Origin of the sequence: Microbacterium sp. zg.B48 (assembly GCF_024623505.1) — a bacterium.
Classification (GTDB): domain Bacteria; phylum Actinomycetota; class Actinomycetes; order Actinomycetales; family Microbacteriaceae; genus Microbacterium.
Genome location: NZ_JANJFE010000018.1, coordinates 109437 through 128151 on the forward strand (window position 1 = coordinate 109437; position 18715 = coordinate 128151).

15 protein-coding genes and 1 tRNA gene are annotated in these 18715 nt (G+C 69.9%); 13 read left to right on the forward strand and 3 right to left on the reverse strand.

The window, feature by feature from the left end; all coding sequences use genetic code 11:
• Positions 1–628: 628 nt before the first annotated feature.
• Together NQ152_RS14450 and NQ152_RS14455 are read left to right on the forward strand one after the other, a co-directional pair.
• Positions 629–1414: a nucleotidyltransferase domain-containing protein gene (locus NQ152_RS14450; RefSeq protein ID WP_257524502.1), complete on the forward strand. Its 786-nt coding sequence runs from the start codon at positions 629–631 to the stop codon at positions 1412–1414.
• 304 nt (positions 1415–1718) lie between these two features.
• A complete protein-coding gene (locus NQ152_RS14455; protein ID WP_257502820.1) occupies positions 1719–2843 on the forward strand; it encodes a site-specific integrase in 1125 nt (374 codons plus the stop codon).
• A 25-nt stretch (positions 2844–2868) separates the two neighbouring features.
• On the opposite strand, the gene NQ152_RS14460 is transcribed toward NQ152_RS14455, so the two are convergent.
• Positions 2869–2944: transfer RNA gene (locus tag NQ152_RS14460), tRNA-Arg, on the reverse strand.
• Between the two features lie 42 nt (positions 2945–2986).
• Positions 2987–3799, reverse strand: coding sequence for an SGNH/GDSL hydrolase family protein (locus NQ152_RS14465; protein WP_257524503.1), 813 nt, complete (start codon positions 3797–3799; stop codon positions 2987–2989).
• A gap of 182 nt (positions 3800–3981) precedes the next feature.
• Here NQ152_RS14465 and NQ152_RS14470 point away from each other — a divergent pair, with 182 nt between their 5' ends.
• The 11 genes from NQ152_RS14470 (at position 3982) to NQ152_RS14520 (ending at position 18131) form a co-directional block, all read left to right on the forward strand.
• Complete coding sequence (locus tag NQ152_RS14470; protein WP_257524504.1) at positions 3982–4851, forward strand: transglutaminase family protein; 870 nt, start codon at positions 3982–3984, stop codon at positions 4849–4851.
• A 138-nt stretch (positions 4852–4989) separates the two neighbouring features.
• Positions 4990–6657, forward strand: a complete 1668-nt coding sequence (argS, locus tag NQ152_RS14475; protein ID WP_257524505.1) for an arginine--tRNA ligase — start codon at positions 4990–4992, stop codon at positions 6655–6657.
• An 8-nt stretch (positions 6658–6665) separates the two neighbouring features.
• Positions 6666–7487 carry a DUF2993 domain-containing protein gene (locus NQ152_RS14480; protein ID WP_257524506.1) on the forward strand — a complete coding sequence of 274 codons (822 nt, stop codon included), beginning with the start codon at positions 6666–6668 and terminating at the stop codon, positions 7485–7487.
• A 154-nt stretch (positions 7488–7641) separates the two neighbouring features.
• Entirely contained in the window at positions 7642–9090 is a 1449-nt protein-coding gene (gene lysA / locus NQ152_RS14485) for a diaminopimelate decarboxylase (protein WP_257524507.1), read from the forward strand.
• Positions 9087–10412 (forward strand): homoserine dehydrogenase, encoded by a 1326-nt coding sequence (locus NQ152_RS14490; protein WP_257524508.1) that lies wholly within the window; start codon positions 9087–9089, stop codon positions 10410–10412. The genes lysA and NQ152_RS14490 overlap by 4 nt, the downstream gene beginning before the upstream one ends.
• 1 nt (position 10413) lies before the next feature.
• Complete coding sequence (thrC, locus tag NQ152_RS14495; protein ID WP_257524509.1) at positions 10414–11505, forward strand: threonine synthase; 1092 nt, start codon at positions 10414–10416, stop codon at positions 11503–11505.
• A 91-nt stretch (positions 11506–11596) separates the two neighbouring features.
• Entirely contained in the window at positions 11597–12523 is a 927-nt protein-coding gene (thrB, locus tag NQ152_RS14500) for a homoserine kinase (protein ID WP_257502812.1), read from the forward strand.
• 155 nt (positions 12524–12678) lie between these two features.
• Positions 12679–14925, forward strand: coding sequence for a transcription termination factor Rho (rho, locus tag NQ152_RS14505; RefSeq protein WP_257524510.1), 2247 nt, complete (start codon positions 12679–12681; stop codon positions 14923–14925).
• 21 nt (positions 14926–14946) lie between these two features.
• On the forward strand, positions 14947–16026 hold the full coding sequence (gene prfA / locus NQ152_RS14510; RefSeq protein ID WP_257502810.1) for a peptide chain release factor 1: 1080 nt from the start codon (positions 14947–14949) through the stop codon (positions 16024–16026).
• A 352-nt stretch (positions 16027–16378) separates the two neighbouring features.
• Positions 16379–17335 carry an endonuclease domain-containing protein gene (locus NQ152_RS14515; protein WP_257524511.1) on the forward strand — a complete coding sequence of 319 codons (957 nt, stop codon included), beginning with the start codon at positions 16379–16381 and terminating at the stop codon, positions 17333–17335.
• Positions 17336–17729: 394 nt separating this feature from the next.
• Complete coding sequence (locus NQ152_RS14520) at positions 17730–18131, forward strand: hypothetical protein (RefSeq protein WP_257524512.1); 402 nt, start codon at positions 17730–17732, stop codon at positions 18129–18131.
• 7 nt (positions 18132–18138) lie between these two features.
• Here NQ152_RS14520 and epsC read toward each other — a convergent pair whose 3' ends face one another.
• The gene (gene epsC / locus NQ152_RS14525) at positions 18139–18708 is read right to left on the reverse strand and encodes a serine O-acetyltransferase EpsC (RefSeq protein WP_257524606.1); all 570 of its coding nucleotides are present in this window, start codon (positions 18706–18708) and stop codon (positions 18139–18141) included.
• Between the last annotated feature and the right edge of the window lie 7 nt (positions 18709–18715).

Here is an 18715-nt window from a genome sequence, read left to right on the forward strand (position 1 = left end):
CGACTCGTCGCAGCGTGTGGACCAGTTCATCCCGCTCTTGGAGCAGGGCGCGTTCCGCTCGATGTAGCTTCTCGAGCTGGCGTGAGATGTCGCGAAGACGCGTGAGTCCGTCTTCACGGCCGCCCCAAACGAGTTGGAGATCTCGGTTTGCTGCGGCTGAGCGTTCCGCTTCAGCCAGCTCCCTTGCTCGCTCACGTGCCACTGCGGCGGCGGCGTCGTTGGCTTCCCGCTGCCGGCGGTACGCTTCTTCGCGGCGAACTTTTGGCTTCGTATACCTGCTTCGTGCCATGCAACCTGGTTTACACGGCATCCCAGACATTGCAAGGGATCGGAAGCCACCCACTTATAGTGCCTGCGTGCATTGCTGTTCTCGAGTTTCCGGGCTCGGCGCGCTGCTGGATCGCTCGGGGGGTCTGCCCGAGGTGAGGGTCTGCGCCTGAGCGCGCGCGAGGGCCATTCAGCTGCGGGTGGGACCGCTATCGGGCTTCAGCGAGACCCGGTCTACCGCAACGCGCCGTCGCTGCGTGAACGCTCCAGAGGCTTGCCTTCACTCGGCGTGCGCGCGATGAACGTGAAGGGACCGGGGTTGCGCACATCCCGCGGAGCGCGTCCGCGGTACCTTCGATCGGTGCGCTCGGTTCCCTTATCGCTTGATCCGTTCGTGATCGCTGAGATCGACCGACGCCTCTCGAGTGTGTCCACCGAGGAAGATGTTCGGATTCCCTGGGCGATCGAAAGCGGAAGCCGCGCGTGGGGTTTCCCCTCCCCCGACAGCGACTACGACTGCCGGTTCCTGTTCTTGCGGACTCGAGACGACTACCTGTCACTCTGGCCAGCCCGCGATGTGATCGAGACACCGCTCGACAAGATCTATGACGTCAATGGGTGGGACGTCGCGAAGGCGGTCAAGCTGATCGCCAAGGGCAACGCGACAGCCGTCGAGTGGCTTCGTTCGCCGATCGTCTACGCCGGGGACACGTCGTTCCGCGATGAATTGCTGACCCTCGCCGATGAAATTGTCGAGCGCGGCGCGATCGGCCGCCATTACCTGCATGTCGCAAAAAAGCAGCGTGCCGGCACGCCCACGCTGAAGCGCTTCTTCTACGGACTGCGACCGGCTGCCGCGCTGCGATGGCTTGAGACGCACCCGACAGCAGTGGTGCCACCGATGGATCTGCCGACGCTGCTGGCGGAGAGTGATGTCAGCGACGAGGTGCATCGCGCTGCGCTCGAGCTGATCGCTCTGAAGGCGGAGACCCGGGAACTGGGCGCGGCCCCGGCGCCAGCCGTACTGGAACGCTTTGTCGTTGTACAGCTTGAGCACGCCGAACACTTCGAATCAGAGCCAGTCACTAACGACATGGACCGGACGTGCGCCCTCGCGGATGCCTTCATGCGAACGCAACTCGATTGACCGACGATCGGGGCGTTACCGATGTCGTTCACGTCCCGCAACCGGGCATTTATGGCACCCATCGGTGAATAGCCGACCGGCGAGGACCAGCTTTCGGGTCGGCGCTTCCCAGCACCAACGATCAGTTGTCACCGATTCGTTCCTCACGCCCGCCAGTTACTTGGTGGAGTAACAGGTCGGCGCGGGCAACGGTTCCGGACGGCTCGAAGCTGGCCGAGACGACAGCGCTCTCGACATCTCCGCGGAGACAGAGCACAATGTCGCCCAGGAGGCCGGCTGTGAGTAGCGCTGATGGGTAGCGCTGATGGGTAGCGTCTACCCCTACACAACGGCCGGCGGCGCGAAGCGGTACCGGATCAGCTACCGGCGCCCCGACCATTCGCAGACCACCGAGCGCGGGTTCGCGACGAAGCGCGATGCGGAAGCGCGTCTCGCTGAGCTCGAAGTGTCGAAGAATCGCGGCGAGTACGTCGACCCGGCCAGCGCGGAGGTCACGATCACCACGCTTGGCAAGGAGTGGCTGCAGCAGCGTGAGGGCGTGTTGAAGCCGTCGTCGATGCGGCCGCTGCAGTCGGCTTGGTCGAAGCACGTGGAGCCGAAGTGGGGTGCCCGGAAGATCGGGAGCATCCGTCATTCGGAGGTGCAGACGTGGGTGTCGACGATCGCGGGCGGATCCACGACCATCCGACGCGCGCACGGAGTACTCGCCGGCATCCTCGACACTGCCGTCCAGGATCACCGCTTGACGCGCAACGTCGCCCGCGACATCTCATTCCCACCGAAGACTCGCAATGCGCGCAGGCACTATCTCGCTCACGCGCAAGTGCAGGGCCTCGCCGACAACACCAGACACCCCACCCTCGTCCTGTTCCTGGCGTATACAGGCCTCAGATGGGGCGAGGCGACCGCACTACGCATCAGACACGTTGACACGCTCAGACGGCGCGTGAGGGTCGAAGAAAACGCCGTCCTGGTATCGGCGGAGGTGCACGTCGGGTCACCGAAGACGCACCGCTCGAGGTCAGTCCCCTACCCCGAGTTCCTCGCCCTCCCCCTCGCACAGCTCGCCGAAGGCAAGACGCGTGACCAGCTGCTGTTCGGAGACGGCACAAATCACGTGAAGATCCCCGCGTCACGCAACGGATGGTTCACCGCGGCCGTACGCGCCTCACAGGCTGCCGATCCCGACTTCCCGAGAGTCACGCCCCACGATCTGCGCCATACGGCCGCGTCGCTCGCTGTACAGGCCGGCGCACACGTGAAGTCCGTGCAGCGGATGCTCGGCCACGCGTCAGCCGCGATGACTCTCGATGTCTACGCAGACCTGTTCGACGACGATCTCGACACCGTCGCGGCTGCTCTCGATCAGGCGAAGCGCGACTCGATTGTTGTCACGGTGTTGTCACGAGAAAGGGATCGCAAGGTCTGAATGACCCGCGATCCCTTGTCCCGTATGGTGCCCCCGACTGGAATCGAACCAGCGACCTTTGGTACCGGAAACCAACGCTCTATCCCCTGAGCTACGGAGGCGTACCGATCGAGGTTATCACCGGGCGCGGCGCTTCGTTCGCGTCAGGGGCCGATCGGGTCCGGCCGACGCGGACCGTCGGCCGCGGCATCCGTCCCCTCGCCGAGTCCCGCGAGCGCTTCGGCGAGGCGCGTCGCGAGGTACGCGTGACCGTCCGTCGAGGGGTGGTCACGGCCGATCGCCGTGTCGATGACCTCGGCGTAGTTCTCGGTCGTGATCCAGCCCTCGGCAATCGGGGAGATGTACCACCAGCTGCGGGCCGCCGCCAGGTCGGCCAGGTCCGCGTCGATGCGCGCGGTCGCTGTCTCCACCGGCAGCACCTGCGGGGCCGGACCGAGGATGACGACGGATGCCTCGGGGTAGAGCGCCGCCAGCGCATCCCACGCCGCGGTCACCGCCTCCCGGTAGCCGCTGTCCGGCAGGCGCCGGTCGTTGATGGAGCCCTCGATCAGAACCAGGTCCGGATCCAGAGCCGGGTCGAGGGCGGCGATGCGCTGGCCGTAGGAGCCTCCGTCCAGGCCGGGTTTGAGATAGCCGCTGCCACGGACGCCGTCCACGGTGGTGTCCCAGCCGAGTCGCTGGCCGATCACGTACGCGTACCCGAGCGAGGGGAGGGATGCCGCCGACCCGTACGTCCAGGAGTCCCCGAAGATGAGCACGCGCGGCTGCTCGGGCAGCGCCAGCGGAAGCGGCCCCGCCACGGCGGCGACGGCATCCCGGCCGGTCGCGACCACCGCGCCGGGGTCCGCGGTCCACGGCCGGACAGCGGCGACCGCGCACACCGCGGCGACCGCGAGCGCCGCGACGGCCAGCGGCCAGAACCGACGTGCGCGTCGGGCGGTGGCGGGCGGGTTCACGTCAGAACAGTAAGCGATGATGCTCGCTGCGCAGAACACGCGTCTGCGCACGTCGGGGCGGGGCGACCTCCTGCCCGCAAACGGGCGCGATTCCGGGGCGGTGGGGCTCGCCGCCGCGGCGCCGGAGGAACCTGATTCGCGGTGCGCGCGAAGCAGTCGATCCGGCGTGCGAGGATACTCCGGTGCAACGCTTCGTGACCGCTGAACTGGACCTTGAACTGGGGTCCTCCGTCGACCTCATCTTCCAAGTCGCGGCGGCCCAGCACGTGCCGCTGGTGAGCGAGGAGCTGACCTTCACCCAGGGCGAGCGGGTCTACACGCCCACCGAGATCGTCGACCAGTCCGGAAGCCGTCTGCACCGGCTCACCGGCGAGGCCGGCCGACTGGAAGTGCGCTACCACGCCACCGTCGAGGGGCAGATCACCAGCGGCCGCACCAGCGATCTCGAAGCGATCACCTACCTGCGGCCGAGCCGGTACTGCCAGTCGGACGAGGTCTTCAGCCAGGCGCGCCGCCAGTTCCGCGGGCTGCAGGGCCACGAACTGATCGCGGCCGTGTCGGAGTTCGTCGCGACCAGTACGACGTACACGCCAGGACTCAGTCAGGGCACCGACAGCGCGGTGACCACCCTGATGACCGGCCAGGGCGTCTGCCGCGACTACGCGCACGTCGTGATCTCGCTGCTGCGGGCGATGGACATGCCTGCCCGCTACACCGCGTGCTACGCGCCGGGTCTGCAGCCGATGGACTTCCACGCCGTCGCCGAGGCCTTCCACGACGGGGCCTGGTACGTCATCGACGCCACCCGGCTGGCGGACCGGCGCTCGCTGGTGCGCATCGCCACCGGGCGCGATGCCGCCGACTGCGCGTTCCTCAGCTATCACGGCGGACACGTCGCACTGGCGCACATGCGCGTGGACGCGTGGGTCATGCCCGACGCGGCCTCCGCCGGGGGCCTGGAGGGCGGGGGCGGGCCGGACGTGCCCGCGGCGGCAGAGGCGGCATCCGATCCCCGGCTGGACGATTTCACCACGCCGGTGCAGCTGGCCTGACTGTCGGCGCCACCCTTTCCCCCGGGTTCCAGGCGCTTCGCCTGTCACGACACGCCGACGGGGCCGGCACTCGGTGACAGGGGAACCGGTGCGGGGGACAGCGGGGCTCACAGCTCGGAAACGTAGACTGGTGCGGCCATGAACCCTGCCGAACTCTCCGCCGCCCTGCTCGCCATCGTCAGCCCGCTCGCCGAGGCGCGCCGAGAGGGTTCCTCGGCAGGGCTGACCGCCGCCGACCTCCCGCTGGATCGCCCGAAGAACCGCGACCACGGTGACTGGTCCTCCAACGCGGCGTTGAAGCTCGCGAAGGCCGTCGGAGCGAACCCGCGCGAACTGGCGACCGAGATCGCGGCCGGACTCGCACGGACGGCGGGGGTCGCGAGCGTCGAGGTCGCCGGTCCGGGCTTCATCAACATCCGCCTGGATGCCGCGGCCGCCGGCGCGCTCGCCAAGACGATCGTGGACGCCGGTGCCGCCTTCGGCACCAACGATTCGCAGCACGGCAACGCGATCAACGTCGAATTCGTCAGCGCCAACCCCACCGGCCCGCTGCACATCGGGCACACGCGGTGGGCCGCGCTGGGCGACTCCATCGCCCGGCTGCTGCTCGCCAGCGGCGCGACGGTGGCCCGCGAGTTCTACATCAACGACGCGGGCGTGCAGATGGACCGGTTCGGGCAGTCGGTGCTCGCCTCGGTCAAGGGCGAGCCCGGTCCGGAGGGCGGCTACGCCGGTGCGTACATCGACGACCTGGCCCGTCGCGTCCTGGAGGCTCGTCCGGACCTGCCGGACCTGGATGCCGCCGAGCAGGTGCTCGTCGCCCGCGACCTGGCCTACGGGTTCCAACTCGGTGAGCTGCAGGCATCCCTGGCGAAATTCCACGTCAACTTCGATGTCTGGTTCTCCGAGCGCACGCTGCACGCGGTGGGCAGCGATGGCGAGCCCAGCCTGATCGACGAGGCGGTCGAGCGGCTCCGCGCGCAGGGCCACGTGTTCGACAACGACGGCGCGGTCTGGGTGCGCACCACCGACTTCGGTGACGACAAGGACCGCGTCATCCGCCGCTCCAACGGCGAGTACACCTACTTCGCCGCGGATGCCGCGTACTACCTGAACAAGGGCGATCGCGGGTTCGCGCACAAGATCTACCTGCTCGGCGCCGATCACCACGGCTACGTGCACCGGTTGAAAGCCCTCGCGGGCGCCGCCGGTGACGACCCCGAGAAGGACATCGAGGTCCTGATCGGCCAGCTGGTGTCGATCAACGGCGCACGGCTGTCCAAGCGCGCCGGCAACATCATCGAGATGGACGACCTGCGCGAGTGGCTCGGCACCGATGCGCTGCGGTACTCGCTGGCGCGCTACCCGGCCGACTCGCCGCTCACCCTGGACCCCGAGCTGCTGCGCAAGCGGACCAACGACAACCCGGTGTTCTACGTGCAGTACGCGCACGCCAGGACGCACAACGTCGCACGCAACGCCGTCGGCGCCGGCGTCGACCGCAGCGAATTCGCGCCCGAGCTGCTGGACCACGAGACCGAGTCCGCGCTGCTGGGCGCGCTGCAGGAGTTCCCCCGCATCGTGGCGTTCGCGGCCGAGGTGCGCGAACCGCACCGTGTGGCCCGCTACCTCGAGGAGCTCGCCGGGCTGTACCACCGCTGGTACGACAACTGCCGGGTGATCCCGCTCGGCGACGAGCCCGTCGGCAGCGTGCACCGCACCCGGCTCTGGTTGAACGATGCGACCGGACAGGTGCTGCGCAACGGGCTCGACCTGCTGGGCGTGGACGCGCCGGAGCGGATGTAGGCGCAGCCATGACGGCCGCCCAGACCCAGCCCACCGAGCCCCTTCCGGAATGGGCCTACACCGAGCAGGCGCCCCGGAAGCGCCGCGGGGCGTGGCCGTGGCTCGTCGCCGTCCTGGTCGTGGCAGGTCTGGCCCTGGCGGCGTGGTTCGCGGGGGAGTGGATCGCCCGCGACATCGTGGCCTCCACGATCCGGCAGCAGGTCATCACTCAGCTCGCGCTGCCGGCCGACCAGGAGGTGGACGTCGCGGTCGAGGGGATGGTTCTTCCGCAGCTGATCGCGGGCAGCCTGGACGATGTCACCATCGCATCCGATGACGTCGCACTCGGCGCGTTGGTCGGCGATGTGACCGTCCGGGCGCAGGACATCGCCATCCGGGGGGATGCCGCGGCCGGAGCGGCGTCGGCGACCGTCGTGCTCGACACCGAACAGCTCCGTAGTCTGCTGTCCACGGTCGAGGGTTTCCCCGCCGAGTCCGTCGGCCTGGCAGAACCGAACGTCACCATGACCACCGAGCTGCGCCTGTTCGGTCTCGCCCTGCCGATCGGGGTGGCGCTCACCCCCGGCGCGGTGGACGGGGACATCGTGCTCACGCCGGCATCCCTGCAGCTGGCCGGCAACGACGTGTCGGCCGAAGCGCTCCGAGCGCAGTTCGGCGCCGTGGCGGACACGGTGCTGCGGGACTGGACGATCTGCATCGCGTCGTACCTGCCGGCCGGGGTGCGGCTTGCGGGGATCTCGGTGACCGGTGAGCAGGTGGTCGCCGATCTGGACATCGACGGCGCCATCGTCCGCGACCCCGCGCTCCAGCAGCCCGGTGCCTGTGCGTGAGGATTGTCACCGAAGCGTGCTGTGCAGATGCCGTGCCATAGACTTCTGGGGACCGCCCGGCGCGTGAGTCCGCCGCTGCCGCGGCACACCCGCTGAGCCCGGGCTCACCCCCGCAGCAGTCGCGCCGAAGCACCCTTTCCACGATTGGTTCGAGTTGTCCGTCTCTCCTTCGCTCGCCCCGGACTGGCTCCTGCCCCCGGACGATGCGAACGCGCTCGCCGCCGGCGTCTGGCCGACAGCCGCGAAGCGGGACGACGAGGGTGTGCTGCGGTTCGCGGGAGTGCCGGCCACCGACCTGCGCGACCGATTCGGCACCCCGCTGTATGTGGTCGACGAGGACGAGGTCCGCACACACGCACGGCGAACCCTCGCCGCCTTCCGGTCCGCGACCGAGCCGTACGGCGTGCAGGCCCGCGTCTACTACGCCGGCAAGGCCTTCCTGTGCGCCGAGGTGGTGCGCTGGGTGACCGGCGAGGGCCTTGCCGTGGACGTGTGCACCGGAGGCGAACTCGCCGTCGCCCTCGCGGCAGGGGCCGACCCCGCCCGCCTCGGATTCCACGGCAACAACAAGAGCGTCGCAGAGCTGCAGAACGCGGTCGACGTCGGCATCGGCTCGATCGTGTTGGACAGCTGGATCGAACTCGAGCGGCTGGCCGCGATCCTGGAGCGCCGCACCGCGGACGATGCCCCCGCGCAGGCCGTCCTCGTGCGCGTCAACAGCGGCGTGCACGCCGAGACGCACGAGTTCCTGGCGACGGCGCACGAGGATCAGAAGTTCGGCTTCACACTCGAGGAGGCCCCGGCCGTGGTCGCTCGCATCCGCGAGCTGCCCGCGCTGGTGTTCGCGGGTCTGCACTGCCACATCGGATCCCAGATCTTCGGCACGGCGGGCTTCGAGGAGTCCGCGGCGCGGATCGTCGAACTGCACGCGACCCTGCTGGCCGGCGGCGAGATCCCGGTGCTCAATCTCGGCGGCGGGTTCGGAATCGCCTACACCTCCGCCGATGACCCCACGCCGATCGAGGCGCTCGCCTCCGGCATCGTCGACGCCGTGGCCCGCGAGTGCGAGGTGCGCGGCATCCCCATGCCCGACCTCGCCTTCGAACCGGGACGGGCCATCGTGGGGCAGGCCGGGGTGACCCTGTACGAGGTCGGCACGACCAAGCCGGTCGAGATCGGCGCCGGGGCGCAGCGACTGTACGTGAGCGTGGACGGCGGAATGAGCGACAACGCGCGCCCGGCGCTGTACGGCGCGCAGTTCAGCGCGCGGATCGCGTCCCGCGTGAGCGAGGCGGCGCCCGCACTGGTGCGGGTGGTCGGCAAGCACTGCGAGTCCGGTGACATCGTGGTGGATGCCGAGTACCTTCCGGCGGACATCGTCCCGGGCGACGTGCTGGCAGTGCCGGCGACCGGCGCGTACTGCTTCTCGCTCGCGAGCAACTACAACTACGTGGCGCGTCCGCCGGTCGTCGCGGTGCGCGACGGCTCCGCACGGATCATCGTGCGCGGCGTGAGCGTGGACGACCTCCTGGCCCACGACGCCGGCCTGGACGAGACACCCGCCTTCGGCGGGGACGACGACGCAACAGAGGGAGCCGGATGATCGACCACCGCCGACTGAGAGTGGCGCTGCTGGGGGCCGGGGCCGTGGGCTCGCAGGTCGCCGCGCTGCTGCTCAAGCACGCGGACGAACTCGCCGACCGCGCCGGGGCAGCGCTGGAGCTGGTGGGCATCGCCGTGCGCGACCTGGACGCGCCGCGTGAGACCGATCTGCCGCGAGAGCTGTTCACCACGGACGCGGAGTCCCTCATCGTCGGCGCGGACATCGTGATCGAGCTGATCGGCGGGATCGAGCCGGCCAAGACGTACCTCCTGCAGGCGATCAACTCCGGCGCCGACGTCGTCACCGCCAACAAGGCGCTGCTGGCCACCCACGGACCGGAGATCTTCGACGCCGCCGACCAGGTCGGCGCGCAGGTCTACTACGAGGCGGCGGCCGCCGGCGCCATCCCGATCATCCGTCCGCTTCGCGATTCGCTCGCCGGCGACCGCGTCCGGCGCATCATGGGCATCGTGAACGGGACGACCAACTACATCCTCGATCGCATGGACAGCGAGGGCGCCGACTTCGCGGACGTGCTCGCACAGGCGCAGGCCCTCGGGTACGCCGAATCGGACCCCACCGCCGACGTCGAAGGCTACGACGCCGCGCAGAAGGCGGCGATCCTGGCCAGCCTCGCCTTCCACACGACGGTGCCGCTGGATGCCGTGCACCGCGAGGGGATCACCTCGATCGACACGTCGACCATCGACTCGGCGCGCCACGCGGGCTACGTCATCAAACTGCTGGCGGTCTGCGAGCGAATCGCCGCAGAACCGGGTGCGGACGCACCGGAGTCGATCTCGGTGCGCGTGTATCCGGCGCTGATCCACCGGCATCACCCGCTGGCCAGCGTCCACGGCGCCAACAACGCCGTCTTCGTCGAAGCCGAGGCCGCCGGCAACCTGATGTTCTACGGCGCCGGTGCCGGCGGCGTGCAGACGGCGTCCGCGGTGCTGGGCGATGTCGTCTCCGCGGCCCGACGCCACATCGCCGGCGGCGTCGGCGTGGCCGAGTCCACCCGCGCGAACCTGCCGATCGTCCCGATCGGCCACGTCACCACCCGCTACCAGATCACGCTCGAAGTCGACGACCGGCCCGGCGTGCTCGCCACGATCGCCGGCATCCTCAGCGATGGCCGAGTGTCGATCGCCACGGTGGAGCAGACCGTGATCGATGACGCCGCCCTCGGCGTCCCCGCTGCGCGGCTGGTCATCGGAACCCACAAAGCACGAGAGCAGGACCTCAGCGACACCGTCGATCGACTCGCCGCCAGCGGCGTGGTCGAACGGGTCGTGTCGGTGCTGCGTGTAGAAGGAGATTGACATGGCACACGTCTGGCGCGGAGTCCTCCGCGAATACGCCGATCGGCTGGGAGTCACGGGTGCGTCGACCGTCGTCACGCTCGGCGAGGGCGGTACGCCGCTGCTGCCCGCGCCCGCGCTGTCGCGTCGCACCGGGGCGGACGTCTGGGTGAAGTTCGAGGGGATGAACCCCACCGGCTCGTTCAAGGACCGCGGCATGACCGTTGCCGTCTCGCGGGCGATCGAGCACGGCGCGAAGGCGATCATCTGCGCCTCCACGGGCAACACCTCGGCATCGGCCGCGGCGTACGCCGCCCACGCCGGGATCACCGCCGCAGTGCTGGTCCCCGAGGGCAAGATCGCCATGGGCAAGCTGAGCCAGGCGGTCGCCCACAACGGCCAGCTGATCCAGATCCGCGGCAACTTCGACGACTGCCTCGAGATCGCCCGGGAGCTGGCCGATCACTACCCGGTGCACCTGGTGAACTCGGTCAACCCGGACCGGATCGAAGGCCAGAAGACGGCGGCCTACGAGGTCGTCGAGACGCTCGGCGACGCTCCGGACTTCCACTTCATCCCGGTGGGCAACGCGGGCAACTACACCGCCTACTCACGCGGATACCGCGAGGAGGCCGACCGCGGCATCTCCACGCGCGTGCCGCGCATGTTCGGCTTCCAGGCCGAGGGCAGTGCACCGCTGGTGCGCGGCGAGATCGTCAAGAACCCCGAGACCATCGCCAGCGCGATCCGCATCGGCAATCCGGCATCGTGGGAGCTCGCCCTGGAAGCACGCGACGCGACCGACGGGTATTTCGGCGCGATCGACGACGACCGCATCCTGGCGGCCCAGAAGCTCCTTGCCGGCGAAGTGGGCATCTTCGTGGAGCCGGCCTCCGCGATCAGCGTCGCGGGTCTGCTCGAGCGCGCCGAGGCCGGGGTCATCCCGCAGGGATCGCGGGTCGTGCTGACCGTCACCGGCCACGGGCTGAAGGACCCCCAGTGGGCGCTGCGCAATGCGGACGGCACCCAGGTGGAGCCCACGATCGTGGAGGCGACCACGTCGGACGTGGCATCCGTGCTCGGCCTGACACCTGCCCCGGCGGGTATCGCGTGAGCGCACGCTCCGCGCGCGTCCGGAATCCTGCGGACCGGCCGCCGCACCCGGCCACCGGGCGAGGCGGCGCGGAACGCGGCGGGTGCGGGGGATGACCACGCGGTCGGTTGCGGTACGTGTGCCGGCGACCAGTGCCAACCTCGGACCCGGGTTCGACACGCTGGGTCTGGCGCTGAGCGTCTACGACGAACTCGTGGTCAGCCGGATTCCCGGCGACGGCGTCGAGGTGACCGTCGAAGGTGAGGGCGCCCAGGACGTTCCCCGCGACGCGTCGAACCTGGTCGTCCGCTCGATGGCGTACGCGTTCGAGTCGGTCGGCCGGCGGATGCCCGGCGTGCGGCTGGAAGCGCGCAATGTCATCCCGCACGGACGCGGCCTGGGTTCATCCGGTGCTGCGGTCGTCTCCGGTCTGCTCGCGGCCAAGGGCCTGCTGGCCGGAGACGTCGAGTTCGGCGCCGACACGTTGCTGCGCCTGGCCACCGAGCTGGAAGGCCATCCCGACAACGTCGCCCCCGCCCTGTTCGGCGGTCTCACCATCGCATGGGTGGACGAGTCCGGCCCCCAGCACAAGAAGCTCCTCGTGCACCGGGGCGTCTCGCCGTTGATCTTCGTCCCGGAGTCCACGATGTCCACGAGCGTCGCGCGCAGTCTGCAGCCGCTGCAGGTGCCGCGCGAGGATGCCGTCTTCAACGTCTCGCGGTCCGCACTGCTGATCGCCGCGCTCATGCAGAGCCCCGAGCTGCTGCTGGCCGCGACCGAGGACAAGCTGCACCAGAGCTACCGCGCACAGGCCATGCCGGACACGGACCGCCTCGTGCAGAGCCTCCGCCACGCCGGTTTCGCAGCCGTCGTCTCCGGCGCCGGACCGAGCGTCCTGGTGCTCGCCGACGGCCCCGGACGGCGGCTCGCAGCGGCCGATCTGGCGGCCCGTTCCACGGACACTCCGTGGGAGGCGCTCATGCTCGCCGTCGACTTCAAGGGTGGTACAGTGAGGGACATAACGGAGGGTTCCACGTAGCTACGTGAATCTGGCCTCCGCTCGCAATCTGCGAAACTCTGCGCGACCCCCGCCTTCCCAAGTTCGAAGCCTGTGAAGCGGCGCGGGCTGACGTCCGTTGTGGCGTGCGTCTCGCGCAGACATGATCATCCACACGTTTCATGTAGGGAGAACTCGTGGAGTCCATCTCCGAGATCCAGACCGCCGATGCCAATGGGGAAGAGCGCACCGAAGCGCCCGAATCCATCGAGAACGTCGACGCCACCGCGACCGAGAACGTCGCCGAGACCACCGCGGACCGCGCCCAGGCGCCCGCCGAGCCCGAGAGCCCAGCCGAGGAGGGCGCGGCGCAGGGCGATGCCGCACCGGCCGATGAGCCGGCCGCAGCCGAGACCCAGGCCGCTGCGACCGAGGTCGCCGCCGACGCCCCCGCCGACTCGCCGGTGGATGCCGCACCGGCCGCGACCGAAGCACCCGTCGAGCCTGCGCCCGTCAAGGCGCCGCGCAAGCGCGCACCCCGCCGTGCGAAGAGCACCGACGTCGCGACCGCCGAGCCGGCCGCCGCAGCGGCGCCTGCCGCAGTAGAGCCCGCCACCGAGGCGCCCGCCGCAGCAGAACCCGCCGCTGCCCCCGCGACGGACGCCCCCGCCGCAGAGGTCCCGGCAGTCGCCGAGGCCTCCGAGGCTGGCGATGCATCCGCCGCCGCCGCCCCCGCTGTCGAGGCTCCCGCTGTCGAGGCCCCCGCCGTCGAGGCTCCCGCTGTCGAGGCCCCCGCTGTCGAGGCTCCCGCTGTCGAGGCTCCCGCTGTCGAGGCTCCGGCCGAGGCGCAGACCGCCGACACGGCCCCCGAGACCACTGGTTCGGCACGGCGCCAGTCCGCACCGCGCTCGAAGGCTGCCGAGAAGCCGTCGAACGGCGAGAACGGCGAGTCCGCGGACGCTGCTGACGGAGGCGACTCCGGCGAGGGCCACGGCGACGGTCAGGGCGAGGAGACCCCCAGCCGCAGCCGCAGCCGCAGCCGGAACCGCAACCGCAATCGCAACGCTCAGGGCGGCCAGTCCGCCCCGGCGGCCCCGGCAAAGGGCGACGCCGACGCGCAGAGCGCCCCGAGCGCCAAGCTGCAGAGCCAGGCACCGGCATCCGACGCCGACGACGAGGGCGGGCAGGCGGGCAACCGCAACCGCCAGCGCAACAAGCGTCGCGGCCAGGGCGTCGCCGACGAGTTCGACACCGAGATCGGCGAAGACGACGTCCTCGTGCCGATCGCCGGCATCCTCGACGTGCTCGACAACTACGCGTTCGTCCGCACCACCGGCTACCTGCCCGGCACCAGCGACGTCTACGTCTCGCTCGGCCAGGTCAAGAAGTACAACCTGCGCAAGGGCGATGCCGTCGTCGGTGCCATCAAGCAGCCGCGCGAGGGCGAACAGCCCGGGCGCCAGAAGTACAACGCGCTGGTCAAGGTCGACGCCGTCAACGGTCTGTCGGTGGAGGATGCCGCGGAGCGCGTCGAGTTCGGCAAGCTGACCCCGCTGTACCCGCAGGATCGCCTGCGCCTGGAGACCGCGCCGGAGAAGCTCACCCAGCGGATCATCGACCTGGTCGCGCCCATCGGCAAGGGCCAGCGCGGCCTTATCGTCGCGCCGCCCAAGGCCGGCAAGACGATCGTGCTGCAGCAGATCGCGAACGCGATCGCGACGAACAACCCCGAGGTCCACCTCATGGTCGTGCTCGTCGACGAGCGCCCCGAAGAGGTCACCGACATGCAGCGCACGGTCAAGGGCGAGGTCATCGCCTCGACCTTCGATCGTCCCGCGGAGGATCACACCACCGTCGCCGAGCTGGCTATCGAGCGCGCCAAGCGCCTCGTCGAGCTGGGTCGCGACGTCGTTGTGCTCCTGGACTCGATCACCCGTCTGAGCCGCGCCTACAACATCTCGGCCCCGGCATCCGGTCGTGTGCTCACCGGTGGTGTCGACGCTTCGGCGCTGTACCCGCCCAAGCGCTTCTTCGGCGCGGCACGCAACATCGAGAACGGCGGATCGCTCACGATCATCGCGACCGCTCTCGTGGAGACCGGCTCGAAGATGGACGAAGTCATCTTCGAGGAGTTCAAGGGCACCGGCAACAGCGAGCTGCGCCTGTCGCGTCAGCTCGCCGACAAGCGGATTTTCCCCGCGGTGGACGTGAACGCGTCCAGCACGCGTCGCGAAGAGATGCTGCTCTCGCCCGACGAGGTCAAGATCACCTGGAAGCTGCGTCGCGCCCTCGCCGGCCTGGACACCCAGCAGGCTCTCGAAGTCGTGCTGGGCAAGCTCAAGGAGACGCAGTCCAACGTCGAGTTCCTGGTCCAGATGCAGAAGTCGATCCCCGCGCCGACCGGCGGTGGCAGCAGCCACGGGCACGAGAACAGCATTCGCTGACGCACGTCGTTCGGAGCATTCATGTTCGAATCGGTGAAGACCCTCATCGAGGAGCACAAAGCCGTCCAGGAGGAACTCTCCGACCCGGCTGTGCACGCCGATGCGGCGCGCGCCAAGCGCGTCAATCGGCGCTACGCCGAGCTGTCGCGGATCGTCGCGGCGTACGACGCGTGGACGGCGGCCACCGGCGACCTTGAGGCCGCTCAGGAGTTCGCCAAGGAGGACGAGGCGTTCGCCGCCGAGGTGCCCGCGCTCGAGGAGCGCGTCGAGGAGACGCAGGAGAAGCTGCGGCGCCTCCTCATCCCGCGCGACCCCGACGACGGCCGCGACGTGATCATGGAGATCAAGGGTGGCGAAGGCGGCGCCGAGAGCGCCCTGTTCGCGGCCGACCTGCTGCGCATGTACCTCCAGTACGCAGCATCCCGTGGGTGGAAGACCGAGCTGCTGGAACGCACCGAATCGGACCTGGGCGGCTACAAGGACGTCCAGGTCGCGATCAAGGGCTCCTCCAGCGACCCCGCGCAGGGCGTCTGGGCGTCGCTGAAGTACGAGGGCGGCGTGCACCGCGTGCAGCGGGTGCCCGCAACCGAGTCGCAGGGTCGCATCCACACCTCCACGACCGGCGTGCTGGTCTTCCCCGAGGTCGACGAGCCCGACGAGGTGCAGATCAGCCCGAACGACCTCAAGATCGACGTCTTCCGCTCGTCCGGACCGGGTGGTCAGTCCGTCAACACGACCGACTCCGCGGTGCGCATCACCCACCTGCCCACGGGCATCGTCGTGTCGATGCAGAACGAGAAGTCCCAGCTGCAGAACCGCGAGGCCGGCATGCGCGTACTGCGCGCCCGCATCCTCGCGAAACAGCAGGAAGAGCTGGATGCCGCGTCCTCGGCCGCCCGCAAGTCGCAGATCCGCGGCATGGATCGCTCGGAGCGCATTCGCACGTACAACTTCCCGGAGAACCGCATCGCGGACCACCGCACCGGCTACAAGGCGTACAACCTCGACCAGGTGATGGACGGCGCGCTGGACCCGATCATCCAGTCGTGCATCGCCGCCGACGAGGAAGAGCGCCTGGCCGCCCTCGGCTCCGAGGACTGACCCCCGCGGCGGCCGTCCGTGCCGCCCCCGTTGCGCCCGCTGCGCCGCGCCCGCTGCGCCCGCCCGCGCCCCCGCGCCCGCCGCCCCGCTGTTCACTTGCCCTGTTTGTACGCTCGTGAGGCCTCTGCGCGTACATACAGGGCAAGTGAAGCGGTGGGGCGCGCGCCGTGAGCGCCGCGAGCCCGCGTGTGGCCCCGACGGTGTCCGGGTGCGCCGACCCCCTCTGTTCACTTGCCCTGTTTGTACGCTCGGGCGGCGGTTGCGCGTACATGCAGGGCAAGTGAACGGGTGGGGCGCACCGGCCTGTGGACAGCGCGGACGATGGCGACGTCGACTGTGCAAGGGTGCCGAGATGACCACCGAACCACCCGCGGCGTTCCGGGTGGCCGACGCACGCCGTGACGGGATGACCCGGCGCCAGGTCGACCGCGCCGAGCTCGAGAGGCCCTTCACCGGCCTGCGCGCTGCTCGGGCCGACACCGGCCCCGCCGATCCGGATGCGCACCCGGCCGACGTGCGGCGGGAAGCGCTGATTCGCGCCGCGCGCCAGTTCGCGGCGCACATGCACGAGGGGGAGTTCTTCTCGCACGCCACCGCGGCCGTGCTGTGGGGGCTACCCCTGCCGGCACTGGATCTCACGGAGCTCGACGTCGCCGTCTGCGCGCCGAGCCGCGCACCCCGTGGGCGCGGGGTCCGCGGTCACCAGCTCGCCGGCGCTCAGGTCACCGCGGTGTCCGGTGCGCATGGCCTCCGCATGACCAGCCCCGCCTCGACCTGGGCTCAGCTGGGTCGAGTGGTGCGGCATCCGTATGATCTCACGGCGGTAGCGGATGCCGTCATCCTGGTACCGCGCATCGCCGGACCGTTCGGCCGGGTGCTGCGACCGCCGCTCGCCGACGTGGCCGACCTCGAGAGGGAGCTGCGCCGCGGCCGGCGGATCGGGATCGCCGCGCTCGAAGAGGCGCTGCTGCGCACCCGGCACGGCAGCGTCTCGCGACCCGAGACCTGGTGCCGGCTCACGATCGTGGATGCCGGCTTGCCCGAGCCGGTCCTGGACCACGACGTCTACGACGACGCGGGCCAGTTCGTCGCGTGCGTCGACCTGGCCTACCCCGGGCTGCGGATCGCCATCGAGTACGAGGGCGACCACCACCGGGTCGACCTGCGCCAGTGGAATCGGGACATCGCGAAGCACGATCGTCTCGCGGAGCTGGGGTGGCGCGTGATCCGGGTGACCAGGTCCATGGTCTTCGACGAGCCGGGTGTGCTCATCGGCCGGGTGCGCTCCGCGCTCCGCGCTCGCGCATAGCCGCGCCCGGGCAGGCACCCCCCGGGCAGGCACGCCCCGGGTACCCACGCCCGGGCACCGGCGTGGCCGCTGACCCGGCATCCGGCGTTGTTCACTTGCCCTGTATGTACGAAGAGTAGGCCCCTCCCCGTGCATACAGGGCAAGTGAACCGGGGGAGCGAGCGTCCCCGTGCAATCAGGGCAAGTGAACCGGGGGAGCGAGCGTCCCCGTGCAATCAGGGCAAGTGAACCGGGGGAGCGAGCGTTCCCCGTGCACACAGGGCAAGTGAACCGGGGGGAGCGAGCGTCCCCGTGCACACAGGGCGAGTGGACGGGGGAGGAGGCGCGCCGCAGGAACGGGGCGGGCGAAGGGGGAGCAGCCCGAGCGGGCGAGGGGGCGCGATACGCTCGGGCCATGATCACGTTCCTCATCCGCGCCGCCATCTTCGTGTTCTCCGCGGCGCTCGGCCTGATCGTCGCCGACGTGATTCTGCCGGGCTTCGTCATCCACTGGAGCGACTGGTGGGGCTTCGTGCTGGCCGTCGTCATCTTCGCCGTGATCCAGAGCGTGCTGGCACCGCTGATCTTCAAGATCACCCGCCGCCACGCGGAACCGCTGCTCGGCGGCATCGGAATCATCTCGACGTTCATCGCGATCGTCATCGTGGTGATCATCCCGGGCGCGGGCATCGGCATCTCGGAGCCGGTCGCGTGGGTGCTCGCCCCGGTGATCGTCTGGATCATCACCGCGCTGGCCACCTGGCTGCTGCCGATGGTGTTCCTCAAGCGCCGCGCGGCCGAGCGCCGCGCGGACTGACCCCGCTTCAGATGCTGTACTCGGGCGCCGTGAGCAGCGCCCGGGTGTCCTCCCCGACCACGCGTGCCCGCGGCTTCGCCGGCACACCGACCAGGATGCTGTCGGGGGGAGCGTCCTTGGTCACCACCGCGTTCGCTCCGACGACCGAGCCGGCCCCGATCGTGATGGGACCGAGGACTTTCGCTCCGGCGCCGACCGCGACGCCGTCGCCGAGAGTGGGATGCCGCTTGCCGCCCTCGCGCTGACGTCCGCCGAGGGTGACACCGTGGTAGAGCATCACATCGTCACCGAGCTCGGCGGTCTCGCCGATGACAACCCCCATCCCGTGGTCGATGAAGAATCGGCGGCCGATCGTGGCGCCCGGGTGGATCTCGACCCCGGTGAGCCAGCGGGTGAGCTGCGAGCCCATCCGTGCCAGGAAGCGCGCCCGTCGGATCCACAGCGCGTGCCACACCCGGTACCCCCACACCGCGTGCAGCCCCGGGTACAGCAGGACGAGCTCCACGCCGTTGCGCGCGGCGGGGTCGCGCAGCTTGGCGGCGGAGACGTCTTCGCGCAGGCGGGCGAACAGACCGATGCGATCG